General features: G+C 66.9%; 22 protein-coding genes and 1 pseudogene. 10 read left to right on the forward strand and 13 right to left on the reverse strand.

From position 1 onward, the window contains the following. Positions 1 to 305, forward strand: a pseudogene (locus ACGFJ2_RS27075) (hypothetical protein); the annotation flags it as partial. A gap of 108 nt (positions 306 to 413) precedes the next feature. On the opposite strand, the gene ACGFJ2_RS27080 reads toward ACGFJ2_RS27075, so the two are convergent. Beyond that, on the reverse strand, positions 414 to 1,499 hold the full coding sequence (locus tag ACGFJ2_RS27080) for an epoxide hydrolase family protein (protein WP_393472762.1): 1,086 nt from the start codon (positions 1,497 to 1,499) through the stop codon (positions 414 to 416). A 113-nt stretch (positions 1,500 to 1,612) separates the two neighbouring features. Between ACGFJ2_RS27080 and ACGFJ2_RS27085 the strand changes: the two genes are divergently transcribed. Continuing rightward, on the forward strand, positions 1,613 to 2,092 hold the full coding sequence (locus tag ACGFJ2_RS27085; protein WP_393472765.1) for a MarR family winged helix-turn-helix transcriptional regulator: 480 nt from the start codon (positions 1,613 to 1,615) through the stop codon (positions 2,090 to 2,092). A gap of 90 nt (positions 2,093 to 2,182) precedes the next feature. Continuing rightward, the gene (locus ACGFJ2_RS27090; RefSeq protein ID WP_393473959.1) at positions 2,183 to 3,148 is read left to right on the forward strand and encodes a DUF2332 domain-containing protein; all 966 of its coding nucleotides are present in this window, start codon (positions 2,183 to 2,185) and stop codon (positions 3,146 to 3,148) included. 24 nt (positions 3,149 to 3,172) lie between these two features. On the opposite strand, the gene ACGFJ2_RS27095 is transcribed toward ACGFJ2_RS27090, so the two are convergent. Both ACGFJ2_RS27095 and ACGFJ2_RS27100 read right to left on the reverse strand, forming a co-directional pair. Then, positions 3,173 to 3,403 (reverse strand): DUF397 domain-containing protein, encoded by a 231-nt coding sequence (locus tag ACGFJ2_RS27095; RefSeq protein WP_357960853.1) that lies wholly within the window; start codon positions 3,401 to 3,403, stop codon positions 3,173 to 3,175. Continuing rightward, positions 3,385 to 4,221 (reverse strand): Scr1 family TA system antitoxin-like transcriptional regulator, encoded by an 837-nt coding sequence (locus ACGFJ2_RS27100; RefSeq protein ID WP_393472768.1) that lies wholly within the window; start codon positions 4,219 to 4,221, stop codon positions 3,385 to 3,387. The genes ACGFJ2_RS27095 and ACGFJ2_RS27100 overlap by 19 nt, the downstream gene beginning before the upstream one ends. Before the next feature lie 209 nt (positions 4,222 to 4,430). On the opposite strand from ACGFJ2_RS27100, the gene ACGFJ2_RS27105 reads away from it, so the two are divergent. Both ACGFJ2_RS27105 and ACGFJ2_RS27110 read left to right on the forward strand, forming a co-directional pair. Next, on the forward strand, positions 4,431 to 4,763 hold the full coding sequence (locus tag ACGFJ2_RS27105; RefSeq protein ID WP_357960859.1) for a hypothetical protein: 333 nt from the start codon (positions 4,431 to 4,433) through the stop codon (positions 4,761 to 4,763). After that, positions 4,760 to 5,038 (forward strand): hypothetical protein, encoded by a 279-nt coding sequence (locus ACGFJ2_RS27110; RefSeq protein WP_358204124.1) that lies wholly within the window; start codon positions 4,760 to 4,762, stop codon positions 5,036 to 5,038. Before ACGFJ2_RS27105 ends, ACGFJ2_RS27110 begins: the two co-directional genes overlap by 4 nt. Before the next feature lie 367 nt (positions 5,039 to 5,405). On the opposite strand, the gene ACGFJ2_RS27115 is transcribed toward ACGFJ2_RS27110, so the two are convergent. From ACGFJ2_RS27115 to ACGFJ2_RS27130, 4 genes are all read right to left on the reverse strand, one after another. Further along, positions 5,406 to 6,530 (reverse strand): putative Ig domain-containing protein, encoded by a 1,125-nt coding sequence (locus ACGFJ2_RS27115; protein ID WP_393472773.1) that lies wholly within the window; start codon positions 6,528 to 6,530, stop codon positions 5,406 to 5,408. Positions 6,531 to 6,607: 77 nt separating this feature from the next. After that, a complete protein-coding gene (locus tag ACGFJ2_RS27120) occupies positions 6,608 to 7,783 on the reverse strand; it encodes a calcium-binding protein (protein ID WP_357960868.1) in 1,176 nt (391 codons plus the stop codon). A 510-nt stretch (positions 7,784 to 8,293) separates the two neighbouring features. Further along, a complete protein-coding gene (locus ACGFJ2_RS27125; RefSeq protein ID WP_357960871.1) occupies positions 8,294 to 8,680 on the reverse strand; it encodes an SCO5389 family protein in 387 nt (128 codons plus the stop codon). Between the two features lie 77 nt (positions 8,681 to 8,757). After that, entirely contained in the window at positions 8,758 to 9,699 is a 942-nt protein-coding gene (locus ACGFJ2_RS27130) for an ArsA-related P-loop ATPase (protein WP_393472776.1), read from the reverse strand. Positions 9,700 to 9,951: 252 nt separating this feature from the next. Between ACGFJ2_RS27130 and ACGFJ2_RS27135 the strand changes: the two genes are divergently transcribed. Beyond that, positions 9,952 to 11,160 (forward strand): serine hydrolase domain-containing protein, encoded by a 1,209-nt coding sequence (locus ACGFJ2_RS27135; RefSeq protein WP_393472779.1) that lies wholly within the window; start codon positions 9,952 to 9,954, stop codon positions 11,158 to 11,160. A gap of 52 nt (positions 11,161 to 11,212) precedes the next feature. Here the strand turns inward: ACGFJ2_RS27135 and ACGFJ2_RS27140 are convergent, their stop codons facing one another. Next, positions 11,213 to 11,776, reverse strand: a complete 564-nt coding sequence (locus ACGFJ2_RS27140; protein WP_393472782.1) for a TetR/AcrR family transcriptional regulator — start codon at positions 11,774 to 11,776, stop codon at positions 11,213 to 11,215. Between the two features lie 142 nt (positions 11,777 to 11,918). On the opposite strand from ACGFJ2_RS27140, the gene ACGFJ2_RS27145 reads away from it, so the two are divergent. From ACGFJ2_RS27145 to ACGFJ2_RS27155, 3 genes are all read left to right on the forward strand, one after another. Continuing rightward, a complete protein-coding gene (locus ACGFJ2_RS27145; protein ID WP_393473962.1) occupies positions 11,919 to 13,076 on the forward strand; it encodes an MFS transporter in 1,158 nt (385 codons plus the stop codon). Between the two features lie 33 nt (positions 13,077 to 13,109). Further along, entirely contained in the window at positions 13,110 to 16,262 is a 3,153-nt protein-coding gene (locus ACGFJ2_RS27150) for an NACHT domain-containing protein (protein WP_358204092.1), read from the forward strand. 153 nt (positions 16,263 to 16,415) lie between these two features. Continuing rightward, on the forward strand, positions 16,416 to 17,306 hold the full coding sequence (locus tag ACGFJ2_RS27155; protein WP_393472786.1) for a lipase family protein: 891 nt from the start codon (positions 16,416 to 16,418) through the stop codon (positions 17,304 to 17,306). 91 nt (positions 17,307 to 17,397) lie between these two features. Here the strand turns inward: ACGFJ2_RS27155 and ACGFJ2_RS27160 are convergent, their stop codons facing one another. From ACGFJ2_RS27160 to ACGFJ2_RS27175, 4 genes are read right to left on the reverse strand one after another with little or no spacing between them, the layout of a single operon-like run. Then, positions 17,398 to 17,808, reverse strand: a complete 411-nt coding sequence (locus ACGFJ2_RS27160; protein ID WP_357960885.1) for an Rrf2 family transcriptional regulator — start codon at positions 17,806 to 17,808, stop codon at positions 17,398 to 17,400. Continuing rightward, complete coding sequence (locus tag ACGFJ2_RS27165; protein WP_393472789.1) at positions 17,808 to 18,662, reverse strand: ABC transporter permease; 855 nt, start codon at positions 18,660 to 18,662, stop codon at positions 17,808 to 17,810. The genes ACGFJ2_RS27160 and ACGFJ2_RS27165 overlap by 1 nt, the downstream gene beginning before the upstream one ends. Beyond that, positions 18,652 to 19,458 (reverse strand): ABC transporter ATP-binding protein, encoded by an 807-nt coding sequence (locus ACGFJ2_RS27170; protein WP_393472792.1) that lies wholly within the window; start codon positions 19,456 to 19,458, stop codon positions 18,652 to 18,654. Before ACGFJ2_RS27170 ends, ACGFJ2_RS27165 begins: the two co-directional genes overlap by 11 nt. 5 nt (positions 19,459 to 19,463) lie before the next feature. Further along, the gene (locus tag ACGFJ2_RS27175; protein ID WP_358437114.1) at positions 19,464 to 20,495 is read right to left on the reverse strand and encodes an ABC transporter substrate-binding protein; all 1,032 of its coding nucleotides are present in this window, start codon (positions 20,493 to 20,495) and stop codon (positions 19,464 to 19,466) included. A gap of 105 nt (positions 20,496 to 20,600) precedes the next feature. On the opposite strand from ACGFJ2_RS27175, the gene ACGFJ2_RS27180 reads away from it, so the two are divergent. Next, complete coding sequence (locus ACGFJ2_RS27180; RefSeq protein ID WP_393472796.1) at positions 20,601 to 21,329, forward strand: SAM-dependent methyltransferase; 729 nt, start codon at positions 20,601 to 20,603, stop codon at positions 21,327 to 21,329. Between the two features lie 10 nt (positions 21,330 to 21,339). Here the strand turns inward: ACGFJ2_RS27180 and ACGFJ2_RS27185 are convergent, their stop codons facing one another. Continuing rightward, positions 21,340 to 22,707, reverse strand: a complete 1,368-nt coding sequence (locus tag ACGFJ2_RS27185; RefSeq protein WP_357960898.1) for an LCP family protein — start codon at positions 22,705 to 22,707, stop codon at positions 21,340 to 21,342. Positions 22,708 to 22,821: the final 114 nt, after the last annotated feature.

The following is a 22,821-nucleotide window of genomic DNA, read 5'->3' on the forward strand; positions in this document are numbered from 1 at the left end:
CGTCCACCAAATGGCCGGTCTACAGCCCCTTCGCCCGCGAACACTACGGCCGCGGCAAAGCAGACGGCATTGCCGAAGGCAAGGTCGAAGGCAAGGTCGAAGGTAAGGCAGAGGGCCGAACAGAAGGTAAAGCGGAAGAGGCCGCCAGATCGGTGCTGCTCGTGCTCGCCACCCGCGACTTCAATGTCCCCGACGACATTCGCACCCAGATCACCACCTGCACAGACCTCGCCCAACTCGAAACCTGGCTCACCCGCGCGGTCACCGCCCAGGCCCTCGAAGATCTGTTCAACGAAGTGGGCTGAGTGCCGGGCCGCCTGGTCGGCGCCGGCTCGACTACCCGCTCCCTGCCATGACCTTGATCGGATCTCGGGCTCTGGGCCGGAGTACTAGCGGGTGGCGAGTCGGTGGCCCTACTCGATGCGGGTCAGGAAGAAGTCCCGGACGTCCTCGGCGAGTAGTTCCGGCACCTCCATCGCGGCGAAGTGGCCGCCACGCTCGAACTCCGACCAGTGCCTGATGTCGTACAGTCGCTCGGCCAACGGTCGCACCGACTGCGTGATGTCGTGTGCGAACACCGCCACGCCGACCGGCACCTGGCAGTGCACGGTCCGCCCCCGCGGGGCATCGTGGTGCAGTCGCGCCGAGGAGGCCGCGGTGGCGGTCAGCCAGTACAGCGAGATGTCGGTGAGCATCCGATCGTCGCTGATCTGGGAGCGGGGGTCCGTCCACTGCGCGAAGCGCTCGGCGATCCAGACCAGCTGGCCGACCGGTGAGTCGGTCAGCGCGTAGCCGATGGTCTGGGGGGTGAGAGCCTGCAGGGCCTGGTACGGCGGCCGGTTCGCGATCAGCTGCCTGACCTTGTCCAGCCGGGCTTCGTCCGTTGCGGACAGTTCAATGTCGGCATCCGGGTCCGGCCGGGTCGGCAGGTAGTTGACGTGCGCGCCGACGACTTGCTCGGGCGCCACCGCGCCGAGCGCCAAGGAGATGCCCGCGCCGAAGTCGCCGCCCTGCGCGCCGTAGCGCTCGTACCCGAGACGGCGCATCAGCTCGGCCCAGGCCCGCGCGATCCGGAAGGCATCCCAGCCGCCCTCGTGTGTCGGCCCGGAGAAGCCGTAACCCGGGATGGACGGAATCACCAGGTGGAAGTCGCGCGACAGCGGCTCGATCACGTCGAGGAACTCCAGGAACGAGCCCGGCCAGCCGTGGGTGAGGATCAGCGCGAGCGCGTCCGGCTTCGCGGACCGGACGTGGACGAAGTGGATGTTCTGGCCCTCGATCTCGGTGGTGAAGTGCGGGAGCTTGTTGAGCTCGGCTTCGTGCTCGCGCCAGTCGTACTTGGTCCGCCAGTGTTCGGCGAGCTCCTTGAGCCGCGCCAGCGGGAAGCCGTAGTCCCACCCGGCATCGGCGACCTCGTTGGGCCAGCGGGTACGGGCGAGCCGGTCGGTCAGGTCGTCAAGGTCGGCCTGGGGGATGTCGATGCGGAACGGCTTGATCATGTTCTCTGCTCCAGGGGGATTCATTCAGCCGCCGAACGTTCGGACGGCTAACGTTTATGTCCCGAACGATAGCACAATCATTAGTGCCCCGAACGATTCGTTAGACTTGTCACATGGAGAACCCATCCGAGGACACGCCCACCCGATGGGAGGGCCTGCCCAGCTGGCTGCTCAGCCAGACCGCCAACCACGCGCACCGCCTGGTGGGCGACGGGTTCTCGGCCGTCGGCGCCCGCGGATACCACTACCGCCTGCTGGCGACGCTGGAGCAGTCCGGCCCGGCCAGCCAGGCCGCGCTGGGCCGCCGTAGCGGCATCCACCTCAGCGACATGGTCGCGACCATCAACGAACTCGCCGACGGCGGACTGGTCGAGCGCGCCCCGGACCCTTCCGACCGGCGACGCAACATCATCTCGCTGACCGCGGCGGGCAAGCGGCAGCTGCGGCGGCTGGAGAAGCGGTTGGCCGAAACCCAGGAAGAGCTGCTGGCTCCGCTGTCACCCGAGGAGCGGCGGCGGTTGACCGAGCTGCTGTCCAGGCTGGTGGATCACCACAACCGGCGAACCGGCACCCCTGAAGAGCCGTGGCGCTGACGGCGGCTCGATCCGCCCTTGATCGCCGGTTTCAATTAGTCGTGTGGAATGCTGTTCGTCCCAAGGGGAGGGCGGATCTTCGTGCACGGGATGGGCGAAACGAGTACGGCGGAGAGGTACCGAAAGTTCGGGGAGATGGAGGCCCGGGGTCACTCGCCCAGTTACGAGCAGCTATGCATGGGCGTCGGCGCCGACGACAAACTTCTGGCCCTGGTCGATACGCTGCCCGCGGCCAAACGACAACCCAACCTCCTGTTCGGCGCGGTCCGGTTCCTCGGCGGTCCAGTGCATGACTATGAGGCGTTTCGCATCTGGGTGCTCGAGCATTGGGCAGAGGTCAGCTCCGAGATGCTGGCCCGCAGTACCCAAACCAATGAGCCGGGCCGGTGCGCGACGCTGCTGCCGCTTCTGGCGCGCCTGCCGCAGCCACTGGCGTTGATCGAGGTCGGCGCCTCGGCCGGACTGTGCCTTTTCCCGGACCGTTACACCTACCGCTTCGATGACCGACCCGCCCTGGGTCCAGTCGGCCCAGTCATGCTGACCTGCCGGACCAGCGGAGCGGTACCGATCCCGCAGCAAGTGCCGTCGGTGGTGTGGCGGGCCGGGATCGACCTGAACCCCCTCGACGTCGCTGATGCCGATCATCTGCGCTGGCTGGAGGCGCTGGTCTGGCCTGAGCAGCAAGATCGGCTGGTACGGCTACGCGCCGCGACTCAGATCGCGCGTGCCCAACCGCCCCACCTCGTTCAGGGTGATCTGAATGTCACCATCGCCGGCCTGGTTGGACAGGCCCCGCCGGACGCCACGCTGGTCGTGTTCCACAGCGCGGTTCTGGCCTACTTGCCGCAGGACGAACGCGATCGGTTCGTCGAGACGATGCGTGGCTTGCCCGCCCGGTGGATCTCCAACGAGGCGCCGACCGTATTGCCGGGCGTGGCCGCTCGGCTGACCCGTAGCCCGTCGACCGACCGTAGCGCCTTCGTCCTGGCCCTGGACGAAGAGCCGGTCGCTTTCACCGGACCGCACGGGCAGTTCCTGGACTGGTTGCCAGAATGAAACCGATTTGCCGGGGACGGACGGTCAGCCTAACTGGTCGAACTCGCCGTCCTTGACGCCGCCTAGGAAGGCTCTCCACTCGCTGGGCGTGAAGATAAGTGCGGGGCCGCCCCGGTTCTTACTGTCGCGGACGGCGACGATTCCGGGGAGATTAGTAGCAACCTCAACGCAGTTCCCGCCCCCGTTGCCACTGCGGGAACTCTTCCTCCACACAGCCCCGGTGAGCTCTGTAGTGGTCAGGTTTTTGCGGTCCATTGCTCAGCCGCTTCCTTGATCATGTCGAGCGATTCGCCTGGCCGGTCGGCATCTGCCCTGAGTCTGTCATAACGGCCCCAGATCAGTGAAACGAGCTCATGCTCGGCCGATACTTCGCCTTTGCCTGCGGACTCCACGGACACCGTGGTTGGCGCATCGAGAAGCTCTCCGATGACAAAGCTGGACATCAGCCCATCCGTGCAAGGGTTGTCGGCGGGGACGATCTGCACTGTCACGTTGTGGCGGTCAGCAGCGGTGGCTAGATATCTGAGCTGATCGGCCATGATCTGGGGACCACCAATGGAACGACGAAGGACCCATTCGTCCAGTAGCACCCATAGGGCTGGGGGATTATCCCTATTTAGAATCAATTGCCGTTCCATGCGAGCGGCAGCCTGTTCCTCCACCTCCGGAGCGGGGGTTGCGAGGTGGCCACGAAAGACGGCGCGCGCGTAGTCCTCAGTCTGGAGCAGGCCAGGGACCAAAAGGGGATCCCACGTTCGAAGTGTTACCGCATTGGGTTCGATCTCCTCCAGCCAGCGAAGAAACCACCCCGGTCCGTAAGGGGATTGGTGGATGCGGCGACAAAGCCGGACGAAGTATTCCGTGTCAGGGAGGCCAAAGAAACGATCACACGCCTCTGCGAGATCGAGTTGTGGATTGCGGCTACCGGTTTCGATGTGCCCTACAAGAGACGGTGAGCAATCGAGATGGTCGGCGAGCCGCCGCTGTGACAGCCCTTTCTCTTTGCGGCATCGGGCCAGTTCGCGGCCGAAACGTTCGGCGGGCGACATGCGTGGATCGAGATCGTTGGCCATGGTCGCCTCCAAGCGCCTCGGTAGTCAATGACATCTGCTTACACGCTATCCACATTCAGCTACGTCCTATGCATCTTTCTGTCGGCAGACTGTCCATCTATCTCGCGTGCAGCCCACCCACTTCTACCGGCACTCTGAGCTTAACAAGCTATTTCTGTAAGTGGGATCGTGACAAGAATCCGACATTTGCCCATCGCAATGGAGTCAAAATGACAAAAGAGATCTTGAGGAGTCTGCGGCCTCGAAGTGACGGCGGTGATCGCGTGGACGGTTTCTCGTTCGATACGCAAGAGCAGTTCGTTTGGCTATGGCAGCTCGGGTTGGGGCTGACGGATCTCGGCGAGAACGTCGCCGTCGATCTTCGGCGCGGGAAGTGTCCGGTGCTGCTGGTGATTTATCGGCCTTTTCCGCTACGGGTACGAGCGAAGCTATACAAAGGCGAGCCGGTCTTCGCGTGGGGCTGGATGCCTTGGTGTCGAATGCCGGTGCTGGAAGACGCGGCGGTGTCGGCGGAACGGCTGCTCAAGCTGGTGGCCCGGTGAATATCTGGGGCGCGGATCAGGACGGCTTCTTCGTGTGGGGTGCCACGGACAGCCACGGGCGTGGCTCAGGTGGAGTCGCCGGGACCGGTCTGAAAGCCGCCTCACAGCTGTACGACGCGATCAGCGCTCTGGAGGGCGACGCGGTCGGTTCCATGAACGTGGTCCATCTCGACCGCTACGCGCGTCAACCGTCCTACATCTACGGGCCCGTAGTCCTGCGCATCCGCCGAGACAAGGCGACGGGCGAAATCAACCTCAGCCCCGGTGACAACTGACGCACCCAAAGCCGCCCGGTGTCCCGTGTCCTCGTCTCGGGCTGGCGACCCCGTACTGACCTTGGCCCCGCACGGGGTCGCGGACGCTCCAGGCAGATCTGCTGCTGGGTCGCGGATGTGTCTTTCGTGCTCGACCAGCTGACCGGCGCGCACCCGAAGAAGGGCGCCGGTCCGGTCTATACGGCGAAAATCGCCACCGTCCTGGCCCGGCGCAGCCTGCTACCGGGATGACGGCCGGTGGTCCGGCGTTCATGTGCTGCTGGATCTGGCAGGGACAGGGCTCTAGGCGAGCCCCATCCCCTTAGATCAGAAACGGTTTCTCAGGTAGCCGAGCTGCGCGTAATTCGCCGCGAAAGCCCGGAGCCACCTAGAGACGTATTGACCAGCGGTCGATTCGGCCCACGTTGCCGCTGGCACGGTCCCGTACCCGCAGTCTCCACGTCCCGTCGGCGACCGAGAAGGACAGGTTCTCCGTGAAGCTCTTGTGAAGGTCTTCCGTATAGCCGCCGGTCTGGTTGTGCAGCACGATGGTGCGACTGCCGTCCGCCGACACCAGCATCACCTCCAGATCCGAGATCCTGGGGTGGATGATGTGCACCTCTACCGTCGCCGTCGCCGAGGCTTTGCCCGGGCAGCCCTGGATGGCGATGTATGACTCCACAGGAGGGATCTGGAATTCGGGGATCGCCACATCGGTGTCGTTCGTGCCTGAGCAGCCCGCTGTGGGCACCGGGCTGACCATCCAGCTGTACGACGTGCTACCTGAACGGGGCAGGCTGGTCGAGTCGGTCGCCACTACTTTCACAGTGAACGACCCCGCCGTGGTCGGAGTCCCGGAGATCGCACCCGTCTTGGCATTGATCGACAGGCCAGGGGGCAGGCCCGTCGCCGACCAGGTGTATGGCGCCTTCCCGTCCAAAGTCGGGTGGTTCACCGGCGGGATCGCGGTACCCACCACACTGGCCTGGGGGCCCGAGTTACGCACCTCAAGGCCGTCGGCCGGCACCCACTCCCATTGGGTCACCTCGCCGTTTCGGCCGCTGGTCATGTGGACGCCGCCGGCCTGGCCGGCATTGATGTAGTCGCTGGTTGCGTAATTTGATATTTCGGCCCACGTCCGGCTCCCATGACCGATGATGGACCATCTCATACCGGGCTGATTCGGTGAGTCGCTGCAGTCACGTAAATTTATTGAACTGTAGGAGGTATTCAGACATTTGAAGCCGTCGTACGTCTGCAGGCGGAAGCTCCCGTTCGTCACTTTATCGAACTTCCACTTGGTATTCTTGGAGCCGCATTTCGCCACCAAGGCCTTGGTGGCGTCGTAGGCGAGGCAATTGTTGGTGCCGTGAACTCGAAGATAATTCACGTACTCGGTCGGGATGTCGGCCATTGCCGCTCCCGGAGCCGACAGGCCACCCGCGAGCGCTGCCATGGTCATCGCCGCGCCGATCGCCGCACGCCGCAGCAGCAGCTTTCCTGGCTTTTTCATTCAAGGCCCTTCTGATAGTTATGAATCGGCTTCCCGATCACTGAGCGAGTATCGGTGGCCTCGGTCCGAGATCCTGGCTAGGGAAGCTTGGCCTCGCATTTGTCCTGATCTTCGTACTCCACCGACCGGCAGCTATCGGCCCCCGTGTCGTAGGTGTATTCGTGGGCGTGGTCGATGCCTCTGTCACCGACGAGCAGATCGCCGTCCGCGCCGCCGTACAAATGGTCATTGCCATATGTCATGCCGGTGTCGTTGTAGTCGCCGTAGAGCTTGTCCACGCCGGACCCGCCGTACAAATAGTCCTGGCCGCCGTGGCCGTATATCACGTCGCCCCCGCCGGGGCCGCCGTTCAGCGTATTGTCCCCGTCGTTGCCGACGAGGACGTCGGCCTTGTATCCGCCGAAAATATCTTCCACATCGTTCGGGATGTTTTCCTGTTCGCCGGCGATGCCGTCGTCGGCGACGCCATTCAGGGATGCCTTCACCGGCTCCCCCTTTTCCGCGTAGCTCACCACGTCCTGACCGCTGCCGCCGGCGTATGTGTCGACGCCGACCCCGCCTCGCAGATCGTCGTTGCCCGGGCCTCCGGTCAGGCTGTCGTTGCCGTCCGAGCCCTCCAGCAGGTCGCCACCGTCCGCGCATTCCTGTGCGCAGCCGCCGAAGAGCTGGTCGTTGCCGGTGTCCGGCTTTCCGCGGTTCGTGGCCAGGTCGTCCGGGCTGAGACCACCATTGATCCACTGCACTCCGGGGCCGCCGTAAATGACGTCGTTCCCGGAGCCGCCGTAAAGGCGGGCGTGCGTCCTACTGCTCGTGGGTAGCAGGTTGATGATGGTATCGGCGCCTTCGTGGCCGTCGACGTCCAATCCCGTGGGAGTGCCGCTTCGCCCGCATTCAACTTCGTTGGCGGTGACGGCGATGCAGTCGCCGAGCGGCATTATGGGGTAGTTCTCATCGGCGACACGCACCCGGCCGTAGGCGGCCGGGGTGATGGTGATGCGGTTGGCTCCGTAACTTCCATCGATATTCAGCGTGGTCCCGACCACGCCGGCATAGCCTGCGGCTGGATCCGTGTCGGCCCTCGCTACGGCCGGTGAGACTAACACCATGCCAGATAGCAGCGCCGCAGCGCCGATCCATGGCATCCTCTTCCGTGTACCGCGCTTCGCCGTACGAACTGCCTGTTCCCGTGTGTTCGCGGCGGTTTTTCTCTTCGCCGGCGAGCCGAAAGGTGCTGCGGGGACGATCTGATTCACGTGAGCTCCGATTCTATGACGGGCGATGCGGGCGCGGCGGATGGCAAGCTCAGCGTTTGATGGTCGTTCGGCAGCGGTGTTCCGACCACGAGCATGCGTCGCCTGCTGCGACGAATTCGAGGGCAATATTTACCCGAAATACTGGTCTGGTCAGCCGATCACACGGGCCGCAATTTCGCTGAGTTGGGCGTCGCGCCGCCTCATGACCACTGGCGTCGTCACGACACTCACACACTCGGGCATCGCTTCTCCTATTTGGCCACGGCCGATGAGGGAAGGAGGTTATGGGGCCGCTCTTCCGTTCCTCTTCCGCTCCGGTTCCGTACCGTTGACCATTGCGCCTGCCGGCCACCGGGCCGGTGCGCGTGTCCTCGTCCTTCCCGGCGGATCAGGCTGGCGGCTCGTATCGGCCTTGGCTCGGTAGGAGGTCATCAGCCAGGCGCAAGAGGTCACCAGCCGGGCGCAAATGGAAAGTGGCGGGCCGGGAGAACCGGCCCGCCACAGGGGGAATCAGCAGTCCACCAGCTCGGGTTTCTGGTTGAGGATCTGCGCGCGCGGCGTGACGAACTCTCGCCATGCGTCCGCGGCCGACGGAACGAACACCGCCACCCGGTGGCAGTTCTGGAAGGCCAGGCGGACGCCGAAGTGGCGCTCCAGCGCCCCCCGCATCGCGTCACTGGCCAGGCAGCGCAGGAGCTGGCCGCGAGCCTCCTCGGACGGCGGCGGCACCTGGTTGTCGGCGAAGTCGGCGCCGGTCCTGTCGCGGTGCTGGACCAGCTCGCTGATCACCGACCAGGCGTACGGCAGGGATTCGCGGACGCAGGCGATGAACGCCGCGTCGTCGACCTCGCCGGCTCTGGCCTGATCGAGTAGATCGTTCGGAACGGTCAGCGACATGCTGTCTCCTCTCAACGGGGATTGATGCGAACGCTAGGCGGGCTCGGTAAGGGCTTCCAGATGACCGGAGGGGACAGTCATGTGGTCGCTCGGCCGCCGTAGACGAACTCCGGGTCGATCTGGTCGGCCAGATCGAGGCCGGTCTTGGCGTTGGCCCAGGAGCGGGCGTTGCGCAGGTGGAACTCCTCGGTCTGGCGGCCGAAGCGGGCCCAGTCCTTGGCCTGCGCGTCGAGGTGCTTGCGCAGGATGGCCAGCGCGTCGGCGTTGGCGGGCTCGAGGTCGTCGAGAGAGAAGCGGTGGCCCTGCTCCATCGCGCGTATGGCGGAGGAGTGCTCCATCCAGGTGAGCAGGTCGTCGCCCACCTGGCTGTGCAGGAAGTCGACGTCGGACGGGCTGTGCACCTTGTTGCCGATCACGGCCAGCGGCACGTCGTAGTCGGCGGCGTAGTCGCGGTATTGCCGGTAGACGCTGACGCCCTGCCTGGTCGGCTCGGCGACGAGGAACGTCAGGTCGAAGCGGGTGAACAGGCCGGAGGCGAAGGAGTCGGACCCCGCGGTCATGTCGACCACCACGTATTCGCCCGCGCCGTCGACCAGGTGGTTGAGCAGCAGCTCGACGGCTCCGACCTTGGAGTGGTAGCAGGCCACGCCGAGGTCGTCCTCGCTGAAGGGGCCGGTGGCCATCAGCCGCATGCCCTCGGGTGTGGCGACCGCGAACTCGCTGGTCGCCAGGTCCTTGAAGCTCAGCAACCGGGAACCGCGGCCCGGCGGGGTCGTCTTGACCATAGCCTGGGCGGAGGGGATGCGCGGGTTGTCGCCGCGCAGCAGGTCCTTGATCTCGGTGAGCCGGGAGCCCAGCGGCTCTGGCGGGTCCTCGACGCCGAGCACCAGCGCCAGGTGCTGGTTGATGTCGGCGTCCACGATGACCACCGGGCCGCCCTGGCTCGCCAGGTATCTCGCGAACAGCGCCGACATCGTCGTCTTGCCGCTGCCGCCCTTGCCGACGAACGCCACTTTCATAAGCGCCCTCCTGTTGGTTATGAAAACCGTTACCATTTCTGGTCGCGCTCATCTTGCCACACTGAGTGCGTGCATGACGATGAATTGGCGCAGGTCGCGGGATTGAGCGAGCCGGGCGAGCGGGACGACGAGCCGGCGCGGGCGTAGGGCTGCGTGAGGCGGGCAAGTGGGATGAGGCCCGCGCTCGGCTTTCGCCGGTGTCACAGGGCGTGGAAACGGCCGGGAAACAGGCCGCCGAGTTCGATCACCTTCATGACCGCGAACCAACCGTCACGACGTACCGCGATCGGCCTGCTGGGGGCGGCTCCCCTCGCCACGGGAGCCGCTCGTGCGCAAACGCCCCCTATCCCCGACGCCGTCCGGCCCGGAGGATCCTTCGACAAGCACATCGCCCAGCTCGCCGCCGACGACAAGTTCTCCGGAACCGTGCTGATCAGCTATCGAGGCAAGCCCGTACTGTCGCGTGCCTACGGCATGGCCGACAAGGAAAAATCCATCCCCAACCGGGTGGACACCATCTATCCGCTGGCCTCGGCGTCCAAGCCGTTCACCGGCCTGGCCATCGTGCAGCTCGCGCAACAGGGCAAGCTGAAGTTCCACGAGAAGCTGGGCACCTATCTCGATGGCTACCCGGCCGAGACGGCGGACACCGTCACCGTCCACAACCTGCTCACCCACACCTGCGGCCTGGGCGATCCCACCCGCGACGACGACATTTCCACGACGGTTCACTACAGCATCGCCGAGCAACTCGCCGCCATGAGAAAGCGCCTCCAGTCACAGAAACCCGCCTTCCCTCCCGGCGTCAAACACCAGTACAGCTCCGCCGGTTACGAGGTCCTCGGCGAGATCGTCGCCCGGGTGTCGGGGCAGACCTTCTGGGACTATGTCCGCGACCACATCTTCCGCCCGGCCGGCATGACCGACTCCCTTTACTACGTCCGCCCCCAATGGCTGGCCAGCGAGCGTTTCGCGCACCCGTACATGTACCAGAGCGACGGCTCCCGCATCGACGGCCTCCGCAACCTCGACAAGGGCGGCTCGCGAGGCGTCGCGGGAACCAATTCAGCGCGCAGCTACATCGGCACAGGAGGCGGGAATGGCTTCTCCACGGCACCTGACCTGGTCCGTTTCGCGCATGCCCTGCTGAGCCACAAGCTGCTCAACCCGGCCTACACCGCCCTCTACGTGAGCGGGAAATTCCCACCAGCTCCTCTCGCAGGCAGCCCGCCCCGCCCCGGGGGATACGAGTCCCTCATGGCGTACGGCCCCATCGCCGGCATTTTCCACGACCAGCGGGTGATAAGCCACGGCGGCGGAATAGCGGGTGGCAACACCAACTGGTCGGTCTACCTCGACATGAACTGGACCTCGGCCATTCTCTGCAATTACGACCTCGACCCCGCCGACTTCGCCGCGATCATCGACCTGGAAAGACGGGCCATCACCGGTGTGACGTGATGGATCACGGCAGCCAAAGGCATGGCCGCGCGGACCCCGTACCACCGTCGTTTCAGCGGGGGCGGAGGCCGTCGAGTGCGACCTCGATGTACCGCCGCCAATCGCCCGCGGCGTTGCGGATGACTGCCGCCAAACCGCAGATGACCATGTTGACGTCCCCGGTCGTCACGTCCTGGCCGACCGTGCCGCGCGTCTGCGCCCGGTCGATCAGCTCCGCGACGATGGTGAGCAGCGCCTCGCGGGTCTCGTCACGCGGCTCGGTCGAGCCCATGGCCTTCTCGATGACCTCGGACATGCCGCGATCACCGGCCAGCACCTCGCCCACATGGCGCAGGAACCCCGCCAAGCCGTGAGCCGGATCGTCCGTGTCGGCGAGCCGGCGTGCGGCGGCGATGAGGTCGGCGGCCCGGTGCTCGGCGATGGCCTCGATCAGGGCCTCCCGGGTGGGGAACTTGCGGTAGAGGGTCCCGATGCCGACGCCCGCCGCCCGTGCGATCTCCGACATCTGCACGTCGTAGCCGGACTCGGCGAACAACGCGCGAGCCGCCTCCAGGACGCGATCTCGATTGCGCTCGGCGTCGGTACGCGTCTTGCGGCGCGCCTGCGGAGTTGACATCCCAAACGATCCTCTGCCTAGACTTCATGCGGAATCCGGATTCCTTATTCCGTATTATGCATGAGAGGTCAACACCATGGCGGCGTTCTCATCAGGTTCAAGGCGGTCGACCGGGCAGGCCCTACTGGTGTGGGGGTTGCTGGTGGTGGCGGCGAACCTTCGGCCGAGCTTGACCGGTGTCGGGCCGTTGCTGGATCACGTGCAGGCCGATCTGGAGTTGGCTCCGGCCGTGGCGGGTCTGCTGAGCACGCTGCCATTGCTGGCGTTCGCCGCGATGTCGCCGATGGTTCCGCGACTGGCGGCGCGGTGGGGACCCGAGCGGCTTCTCTGGGGCGCACTCGTGGTGCTGACGCTCGGGATCGCGGTCCGGTGGGTACCGACGGCAATCGGGCTGTTCGCGGGAACCGTGCTGATCGGGGCGGGCATCGCCGTGGGCAACGTGCTGCTGCCGAGCCTGATCAAGCGCGATTTCCCGACCAAGGTGGGACTGCTGACCAGCGCGTACGCCACTGTGATGGGGGTTGTCGCCGCGGTGGCCTCCGGGGTGGCGGTGCCGATCAGCCAGGTCGCCCCTGGCGGTTGGTACACCGCGTTGGGTTGCTGGATCGTGCTCGCGCTGGTGGCCGTCGTGCTGTGGTTCCCACAGGTGCGGACTTCGCGGCGGCCTGCCTCGGAGGCGATTCGCAGGCACCGGTTGCCATGGGGATCGGCGCTGGCGTGGGCGGTCACGGCGTTCATGGGATTGCAGTCGCTGGGCTTCTATGTCGTCGTGACTTGGTTGCCGCAGGTGTTCCAGGACAGTGGAGTAAGTGCGGCCGCGGCGGGATGGCTGTTGTTCGTGTTCCAGGCGGTCGCGGTGTTGACCAGCCTGGCGGTGCCCGCCGCGCTGCGGTGGGCACGTGACCAGCGTGCGGTGGCGATGGTGAGCTCAGCGGTTGTGCTTGCCGGTTACCTGGGACTTTTGGTGGCGCCGGGATGGGCGTTGCTGTGGAGCGTCGTCCTCGGGCTGGGTGGCGGAGCCTGCCTGGTGCTCGCCTTGGCCTTCCTCAGCCTGCGTGCCAAGGACGCGACCATGGCGGGCGCGTTGTCGGCGATGGCGCAGTCGATCGGTTACCTGCTGGCCGCCGCCGGGCCGGTGATTTTCGGGCTGCTCCACAGCGTCAGTTCCGGGTGGCACGCACCGATCATTCTGATGTGCGGCGCTGCGACCGGCCAGGTGATCGTCGCGATGGTGGCCGGCCGAGGCACGGTGTCGTCGGCCGACGGCCAGGCACCTCACAGGAGTACTGGACTCTGTTGATCCAGGCGGGCTTCAGCCCTGATCCTTGTGTACATGGAGGGTCGTGGGGCGGTGTCGCGGGTCACGCTGGCGGCCGCGGGCGTCGCGCTGGGCCTGGTGAGCAACATGGCGACCGGCACCGTCGAAGTGGACGCGTGGTGGTGGAAGCCGTTCACCTGGGGCCTGACCGGCCTGTTCGGCCTGGTCGTCGTGATGGGCGCACTTGGCGGGAGGAAGGTCGCTGAGGTCACGCCGGTGGAGCCCGCGCTCGCCATGCTCAGGAAGATAGTGAGCGATCAGTGGCGCAACGAGGCCACCCGGGTGCTGGGGCTGGGGCTGGACCCGATGCCCGTACGGTGGAACCTGCGCGACAAGGTGCGCTTCATCGACGGCCCGCGCATCGGAGGGAAGATCACCTGGTCGGGATCGGGTGACCAGATCGAAGAGCTGGCCGACCGGTTCCGCGCGTCAGGCCGCCGCCTGGTCGTGCTGGGCGGCCCCGGCGCCGGCAAGACGACGCTGGCGATCCAGCTCGTACGCGAGTTGCTGAAGAGCCAGGACGGCTCGGTGCCGGTGTTGCTGACGATGAACGGCTGGGACGTCAAGGAGTATCCGTACTTCGAGGATTGGCTGGTCGACCGGCTGGAGCAGACCTATCAGGCGCTCCCCGCGTACGGCAAGGACATGGCGCGCCGGCTCTTCCGCGATGGCAAGATCGTGCCGGTCCTCGACGGGCTGGACGAGATGCCGGCCGCCTCGTTACCCGGGGCGCTGGCCGAGCTCAACCAGGCGCTCCCCCCGGAGACCCAGCTCGTCCTCACCAGCCGCACCGCCGAGTACATCGCCGCGGCGCAGGCGCTGGGCCGGGCCGCCGTGGTCGAGGCGGAGCCCATGTCGGCCGCTGCCGCCGCCGACTACCTGGACGGCATCCTCGCAGGGACCGCTCCGCATCCCGGTTGGGAACGTCTGCTCGACCGGCTACTCGAGGACGGGCCGACGCCGCTGTCCGAGACCGTGTCCAGCCCTTTGGGGCTGTGGCTGCTGCGCACCGTCTACGGACCGGCCGCCGATCCGTCCCGGCTGCTCGACCCCGCCCGCTTCGCCACCGCGGCCGAGCTGCGTGCCCACCTGTTCGACCGGCTCGTCCCGGCGCTCATCGAGGCCCGGCCTCCCGCGCGGAAGGACGAGGCCGACCTGTTCCGGCCGAGCCGCGTCTACCAGCCCGAACAGGTCACCCAATGGCTCAGCTACCTGGCCACACTGCTCGACCGCACCCCCGTCGAGGCCGAGGCCGTACCTCTGGGCGGCAAGAGCATCGGGGTCAGGGACTTCGCCTGGTGGCGGCTCGCGGCCTTGACCATGCGCCGGTCGCCCCCGGGGCCAGGGGTCACGCTCTTGGTACTGGTGGCGAGCGCGGCATGGGGAGGGGTGCTCGTCACCCTGGCGTTGGACGACTTCACCTGGTGGTACCTCGTCGGTGGCCTGGGGATCATCACCATGTATCGGGAAAGGTCCGGCGACCCGTCTTGGGCGCATGACCGGCCCGGCTACGCCGACCTGCGGATCAGGCGGCGGATCTTCCCACTGCTCAACAAGCTGCTGTCCGGCTTCTCGATCGCGAGCGGGATAGCGCTCGGGTCCGCGCTGCTGGGCGGCGTCGTGCAGGCGGTGGTCAATCTCGTCGCGGGCGACGCGGTCACAGACGGGCTGGTGGGGGCCTTCGCCGTGGCGGTGGTGTTCGGGCCGGGGATGCTCCTCGTCTTCATGACGGACGCGGTGGCCGAGTGGGCCGAGATTCCGGTGATGGACGGGCAGGCCAGCACGCCGCTCACGAGCTGGCGCGCGGACCGCAGGCTCAACCGCGTACGGCTGCTCGCCGGAGGAACGCTCGGCGCGGTCATCGGCGCGGCCCTGATCTGGGCGACGGGCGGATCCGCGGGCGAGATGGCGGTCGCGACCCTGGTCGCGGCCATGGCCGGCATGACGTCCGGGCTCGTGTCAGGGCAGCACCACGCCTGGCCGGTCTACGAGCTGGCCGCCTTCCGCCTGGCCCGGCGGGGGCGGCTGCCGCGGCGGTTGATGGCGTTCCTGGACGACGCGCACCGCCTCGGGCTGCTGCGTGCGGTCGGGCCGCTCTACCAGTTCCGGCACGCCGAGTTCCATGACCATCTCGCCGGGCGTGGGACGCCGGTTACCGCCCCCCGGCAGGCCATCACTCCCCGTCCGCCCGTGCCCCACCGCGCCGGTCGGGTGGTCACCCCCGTGCCCTTGCGTACGATCGAGACCCCTCGAAAGGTCCACAACCTCGCGTTCAGCCCGGACGGCACCCGCCTGACCTGGACCGGCGAGGGCACGACCACGCTGGCGGACCTGACCGGCAGCCCCGAGCGCGTCTTCCGTCACAGCGGCCGCCTGATCGCCCGCCTGCTGGACACGGGACCGATAGCGGCGATCAGTCCCGACGGCCGGCTGATCGCCTTCACCAGGGAACGCCTGGGCCTCAGGGACTTCGACGCCACCGCCGGCAAGATCTGGATCGCCGACCTCGCCACCGGCGCCGAGCTCGTGGAGCTCGACAACGACGGCGGCGTACAGGCGATGGCCTTCAGCCCTGACAGCGCCCGCCTGGCCGTCAGCGACACCGAGGCCGCCACTCGCATCTGGGACGTGACGGACGGCACCGAACTCCTGCGCATCGCGCACCTCGGCGGCCCTCCCGGCCTCGCCTTCAGCCCCGACGGAACCCGCCTGGCCACCGCCTCCTCCAGCTCCTGGGGACGCGACCGGACCTGGGAGGCGGAGATCTGGGACTCGGAGACCGGCATAGCGCTGCTGCGGCTGCACGAATCGGATACCGAACTGTTCTCGTGGACGCGTGACGTGGCGTTCAGCCCTGACGGCACCCTGCTGGCCACCGCGGGCTCCGACGCCACCCGCGTCTGGGACGCCGGCTCCGGCGCGGCCCTCGTCACGCTGCGCGAGCAGGCCCGGCGCGTCGCGTTCAGCCCTGATGGCACCCTGCTGGCCGCCGCTGGCTACGGTTCCGACGTCCGGCTCTGGGACGTCGGGGACGGTAGGGAGGTATGGGAGATCCTGCGGATCCCGCACGGCCAGTGGTCCACCGCGGCGGCCTTCAGCCCCGACGGGCACCTGTTCGCCACCATCGCGGAAGACAAGATCATCCAGTTGTGGGAGCTGTCTGGCTGACCTGTCCGACCTTGTACACCTATCGGGTCGCCGGTCTGGATGGACATGGCATGGATAAGCCCAAAACCTATGCACTCATGAGTAGCGCTGAACCGGGGTGGTTAGGTTCACGGCGATCGCAGTCGACCGTCCCGACATCATCAAGGAGCACCGGTGCCCAACGGAAACGAGATGCCACTCAAGGTTCCTCCCGGCTATGACCTGGACATCGCCCGAACCTGTTCTTTCGTCGTCAACGTAGCCTGCGAGATGTGTGAACAATGGAAGGCCGCGGGCAAGCCGAGTGCTCCCACGTTCTCCTGGACGCCCTCGGATAGCTGCCCTGTCACCGGCCCGGCGTTCCCGCTTGGCCAGTGGAAATTCCGCGGCCCGTTCTGGAGCAGTTTCACCCCGGTCGTCAAGAAGATCGCGGAACCCTTCGCGATATTCGCTTACGGGCCTGACAGCAGCACCGTGTTCCTGGCCTTTCGCGGGTCCCAGACGGACGACGACTACATCATGGACGGCAAGACCGAGTTGGTGCCCTATGACCCGCCGACAAGCACGCCCATCAGGAACACCCAGGTGGAGAAAGGGTTCAACGACGTCTTCAACGGTTTCGACCAGGGCGCCTTCGCGGCCGAGTTGTCGCAGATCGCCGAGAGCGGCGCAAGGCTCATCGTGACCGGGCACAGCCTCGGTTCGACCCTGGCGACCCTGATCGTTCCGCTGGCCCGCTTCGCGGGAATACCCATCGCGAAGATCCTGCATTGCAACCAGGCCAGCCCCAAGGTCGGGGAGTCGAATTTCAAGGACTACTACAACAGCCTGCGCGTGCAGACGTTCCGGCTGGTGAACTTCTACGACAAGGTGCCGAAGCTGCCGTCGGGGCCGTATGAGGCGGTCGGCGTCGAGGCCCTGTTCGGTGCCGACTACCCGACCGAGGGGGAATGCCACAATCCCTGCTGTTCGTACTCGTACGCCCTGTTCAACCCAGACACGCCCTACAACCAGGGCATGGATACGTGCATGTCGCAGTCGAATCCTGATATGCGCATTCCCTGAAACGCCAGGCATCACATCGCCGACAGATCGACTGCCGTCTCCAGCACCGCATAAGACGTGCTTGAGGCATCGCATCTTCAGCGCTGCGGCACTAGCGGGTGCTGGGGCGGGTGGTGGAGTCGCTGGAGACGATCTGCGCGAAGGTGACCTCCGTGAGCAGGCGTTCCTCGTGCTCGCGCAGCGCGCTCCAGACGTCGGCCAGCGGGCCCGCGACACCCGGGTAGCCGCCGTGCGCCGGATACTCGGGCTTGCCCTCGATGACCGCGATCACGTCGGCGAGCGTGATGTCGTCCGCCGGGCGGGCCAGCCAGTAGCCGCCCTCAGGGCCGCGCAGGCTGTGGATGAGCCCGGCCCTCCTGAGTTGCAGCAGGATGTTGTCGAGGAAGCGGCGCGGGATGTTCTGGGCCGAGGCGATGCGCTCGGCCGGCACCGGCCCCGGCGGTGCCGCCGCTAATTCGGTGACCGCCCGCAGCGCGTAGTCGGTTCGCGCGGAGACCCGCATCACACCGGATTGAGGCCCCAGCGCCGGCGTAGGGCGCTGTCGGCGGCCTCGAACAGCATGTCGATCACGATGCCGATCACCAGGATCACGATCATCGTGCCGATCAGTCCCGGCGAGTCCGAAAGCTCCCGTGAGATCGCCAGTTGCTCGCCGAGCGACGACTGGTACGCGATGATGACGAGCAGCTCGCCGGCCATCAACGAGCGCCAGGCGAACGCCCATCCCTGCTTCAGCCCCGCCAGGAACGACGGCAGCGACGCGGGCAGGATCACGTGCCGGTAGAGCTGCAATCGCCGGAACCCGAGCACATGCCCAGCCCGCAGCAGCAGCGGAGGCGTGTAGTCGACACCGGTGATCAGGCCGTTGGCGATCGACGGGGCGGCACCCAGGATCACCACAAAAGTGATGGCGCTCTCGGTCAGCCCGAACAGCAGGATCGCGAACGGGAACCAGGCGATCGACGGCATGGTCTGCAGGCCGGTGATCAGCGCCCCGAAGGCGGCCCGCAGCACCTTCACCCGCGACACGGCCGCGCCGATGACCAGGCCCACGAGCACGGCCAGCGCGAAGCCGGTGACGGCTCGGCGCATGGTGGTCGCCACGGCCTGGTAGAACTCGGGGTCGCCGAGGCGGTGCCCGAGGTCCTGGAAGGTGGTGATCGGTCCGGCGAAGACGTACTCGGGCCAGCGGCCGCTCAGCACGACCAGCTCCCAGGCGACCAGCACCAGCGCGACCGCGGTCAGCATCGGCCAGAGCCTCGCCCAGACCCGGGACGCCACTCCGGCGCGCTGCTCACCGGCCAGTTCCAGCGCGTCGAGCCCGGCCATCTGGCGCGCGTGCGTATCAATGGCCATGGCGCAACACCTCTTCCTTCAGCCGGTCGGTGATCCTCGCGGCGAGCCCGGCGACCTCCGCGGAGTCGGTGCGGCGAGGCCGGGCGAGCTCGACCGGGAACTCCTCGACCACGCTGCCGGGACGGCTGCTGAGCAGCACGACCCGGTCGCCGAGCCGGACCGCCTCGCGGACGTTGTGCGTGACGAACAGGACCGACAGCGCCTGTTCCCGCCAGATCCGCTCGAGCTCGTCGTGCAGCAGGTCGCGGGTCATCGCGTCGAGCGCTCCGAACGGCTCGTCCATCAGCAGCACCGCGCCGCTCTCCGACGAGGACGAGGATGAGGACGAGGACGAGGAGGACTGGGCGAGCGCGCGGGCCAGAGCGACGCGCTGGCGCATCCCGCCGGACAGCTCATGCGGGCGCTTCTTCCCGAACCCGCCTAGATGCACCATCTCAAGGAACTCGGCCGCCCTCGTACGACGGTCGTGTTTGGCGAGGTTGTCGGCGCGGAAGGCCATCTCGACGTTGGCCGAGACCGTGAGCCACGGGAACAGCGCCGGCTCCTGGAACATCATCGCGACCTGTCGCCCGGCTGTGGAGATCTCCCCCTGTGTCGGCCGGTCGAGCCCGGCGACCAGCGAGAGCAGCGTGCTCTTGCCACAGCCGGAGGCGCCCAGGAGGCAGACGAACTCGCCGGGCCGTACCGACAGTGAGACCTTGTCGAGGGCGAGCAGCCCGTTGCCGCCGTGACCGTAGACCTTGGAGACGGCCTCCAGCCGGACCGCGGCCGTACGATCGACCACCTGCGTCGTCATGTGCGTCACCTGTCCGAAATCGACTGCTGACCCTGCGCGGCCAGCACCTCGTTGAGTGGCTTCAGGTTGTAGATGCCGTTCAGGTCCACCGGCTTGAGCAGCCCGACCTTGACGGCGTGGTCCGCGCTGCCGGTGAGGGAGGAGGCGATGGGGTCGTTCGTGAACGTGATGTTCTTGAACGCGCTCTGCAGGACCTCGGGCTTGAGCGGCTTCTGGGTGAGCTTCTCGATCGCGGCGTTGACGGTCTGCGCGGCCGCGGCGGGGTCGTCGTTGAGGTACTTGGTGGCCTCGACGTGCGCCTCGAGCAGCTTCTTGAGCAGGTCGGGGTTGGCCTTGGCCCAGTCCTGCCGGACGATGAGGTGGGTGATCACGAACTGCTTGTTCGGCCAGAGGTCGCGCTCGTCCTGAAGGATCTTGCCCTTGCTCTCGATGACCAGGCGGCTGGCGAACGGCTCGGGCACCCAGGCGCCGTCGATGTCGCCGGTCGCGAACGTCTGCAGTGTCTGCGCGTTCTCCTGGGGCACGATGTGGACGTCGCCGCCGCCCTTGGTGTCGGTCTTGAGCCCCTTGCTGTCCAGCCAGTAGCGCAGCGCGACGTCCTGGGTGTTGCCGAGCTGCGGCGTGGCGATCTTCTTGCCCTTGAGGTCCGCGGCCGAGTTGATCCCGGGCTTGACGACCAGGTACACACCGCCGGACGCGGCGCCCGCGACGATGTTGATGGCCTTGCCCTTGGACTTCTCCCAGGCGTTGATCGCCGGGTTCGGGCCGATGTAGGTGGCGTCGACGGCGCCGGAGAAGACCGCCTCGATCGCGGCCGGGCCGGCGTTGAACGTGCTGGTCTTCACCGGTACGCCGAGGTGCTTGGCGTAGAAGCCCTTCTCGACGCCGACCAGGGCGGTGGCGTGGGTGATGTTCGGGAAGTAGCCGAGGCGCAGCTCCTTCGCCGCGCCGCTGGGAGAGGCGCTGCTCCCGCAGGCCGCCACGAGCGCGGTGAGTGCGGTTGCGGCCAGAGCGGCTAGCACCCTGCGAGCGTTCATGCCCTACTCCCTATTTCCTACTTAATAAGTCGGCTATGTGCATATGAAACTCTCCAGATCCCGACACGTCAAGTTGGTATAGGGGGATAACTAGGATCTGTCCATATGGAGAGACAGTTGATCAGCCACATCGCGCACGCCGACCACCCGATCGCCTCCCCGATAAGCGAGGCGAACCTGACCCGCTTGCTGCGCCGGGCCAAGCTGCCGAGCGGCGCGCGGATCCTGGACCTGGGGTGCGGCTCGGGGGTCTGGAGCGTTCGGCTTCTTGAGCTGTACGGCGATGCCACCGCCGACGGTGTGGACCTGTCCGACGCGGGCTTCGCCGACGCCCGCCGGATGGCCGCCGAGGCCGGGGTGGCGGACCGGCTGACCCTGCATCATGGCTCCGCGACCGACTTTGCCGCGGCTGAGCCGTACGACCTGGTGCTGTGCGTCGGTGCCACGCACGCGTTCGGTGGGCTGACGCCGTCGATGGAGGCGATCGGCGGCCTGCTCACTCCCGGCGGGCTGGCGCTGGTGGGTGAGGGGTTCTGGGAGCGGCCGCCGGGCGGGGAGATCGAGGCGGAGATCGGCGAGTACGCGGACCTGCCGGGCACCGTGGCACAGGCCGAGTCGGCCGGGTTTCACACCGTGTACGCCCACGTCAGCGAGCGGGGCGAGTGGTACGACTACGAGTGGTCGTGGACCGGGACGCTCATCGACTGGGCGCTGCGGCATCCCGGCGACGACGGTGACGCCGCGATGGCCGCGGCGCTGGAGCACCGGAAGATGTGGCTCGACGGATACCGTGACCTGCTCGGGTTCGTGACGCTGCTGCTCAGACGCGCCTGACGGCGGGCCGCTAACGGCAGGCCGAGTCGAGGGTGATCGGGTTCTCCGGGCTGCCCGTCTGCGGGGCGGCCTGCGGGTGCTGGGTGGGCGAGCTCTGCTCGGACAGGGCCTGGGAGACCTTGTGCCTGATCAGGGTCCAGTCGGGGTAGACGGTGTCGATCAGCGGCGGTACGAAGTTCAGGCTCCTGATCTTGTGCTCCTTCACCTTCTGCGCCAGGTCCACCAGGTCGGGCAGGACGTTCTGCGGGATGTCAGTGGAGATCGCGCGCTTCGTCGCCACGGCCAGCTTCTCGAAGCTGTTCAGCACGGTCACCGGGTCGGCCTGCTTGGCGACGGCGTTGAGCAGGCATTTCTGGCGGCCCATGCGCACGTAGTCGTCGCTGTCCGTACGCGAGCGGCCGAACCAGAGCGCTTCCTGGCCCGAGAGCTTGCGGGTGCCGGGGCTCAACAGGCCCTCGCGGTACTTGCCGTAGACGATCGGGTCCTTGATGGTGACCGTCACCCCGCCCATCGCATCGATGATCTGCGCGAAACCCCTCATATCCACCAGGGCGTAGTAAGTGACGGGGATGCCGAGAATTTCGCTGATCGTCTTCTTGAGCAGGGCCGGGCCGCGCTGCCCCTTGCGTACGCCCGGCTCCATCTCGGGATAGTCCTCGGCGTACTGGAAGATCTCGTTGAGCAGGCCGGGAGTGTCGGGGCCCGCGCCGGTGAAGCCGTCAGGGAAGCGGTCCCTGGGCGGGCCTTCCGGAAGTCGTACCCGCTGCAGGTTGCGCGGCAGGCCGAGCAGGGTCGTCGCTCCGGTGGCGACGTCGACGCTGGCCACGGTGATGCTGTCGGTACGCACACCGGGACGGCCGGGGGCGGCGTCGCCGCCGAGGAGCAGCAGGTTGATCCGCCTCGCGCCGTTCCACGGGTCCTGCGACACGATAGGGGAGACGTTGGCGGTGAACAGGGTGTTGACCACGTCCCGCGACACGTAGGCCACGCGGGCCGCGTACACGGCCGGGGCCAGGATGAGCCCGCACAGGGCGATGGTCAGGACGGTGGTCACCGCGCGGCCCACGCGGTTCGCGGGCGCCGGACGTACGAGTAGGTACGACCAGATGATCACGCCCGTCCAGACGACCCCGAGCGTGGCCACCATGATGGTGAGAGCGGTGAGCCAGGCGGGCTGGACGGCCAGCGAGAGCAGCCTGCTGCTGAACACGGTGAGCACGGTGAGGATCGACGCGAGCATCAGCACGTACGTCACCATGAGGGCGAAGCCGGTCTTCCGGCGGTCGGCGGCCAGGTGGGCCACCCCCCACAGCAGGGCTGAGGCCAGGGTGAGCGCGATGCTGAAGCCGAGGCCGAACCCGCGTGTTCTGACTGTCATCCCTGGTCAACCCCTCGTTCTACGAACTATGGCCAAGGTTAGTAACGGTTTGGAGGCGGGCGATTTGGTGAAAAGGCAGTGTCGCGGCAAGTTTCGGTGAAGTCCATCTTGAGA

The organism is Nonomuraea sp. NPDC049028 (assembly GCF_043197735.1).
Classification (GTDB): Bacteria; Actinomycetota; Actinomycetes; order Streptosporangiales; family Streptosporangiaceae; genus Nonomuraea.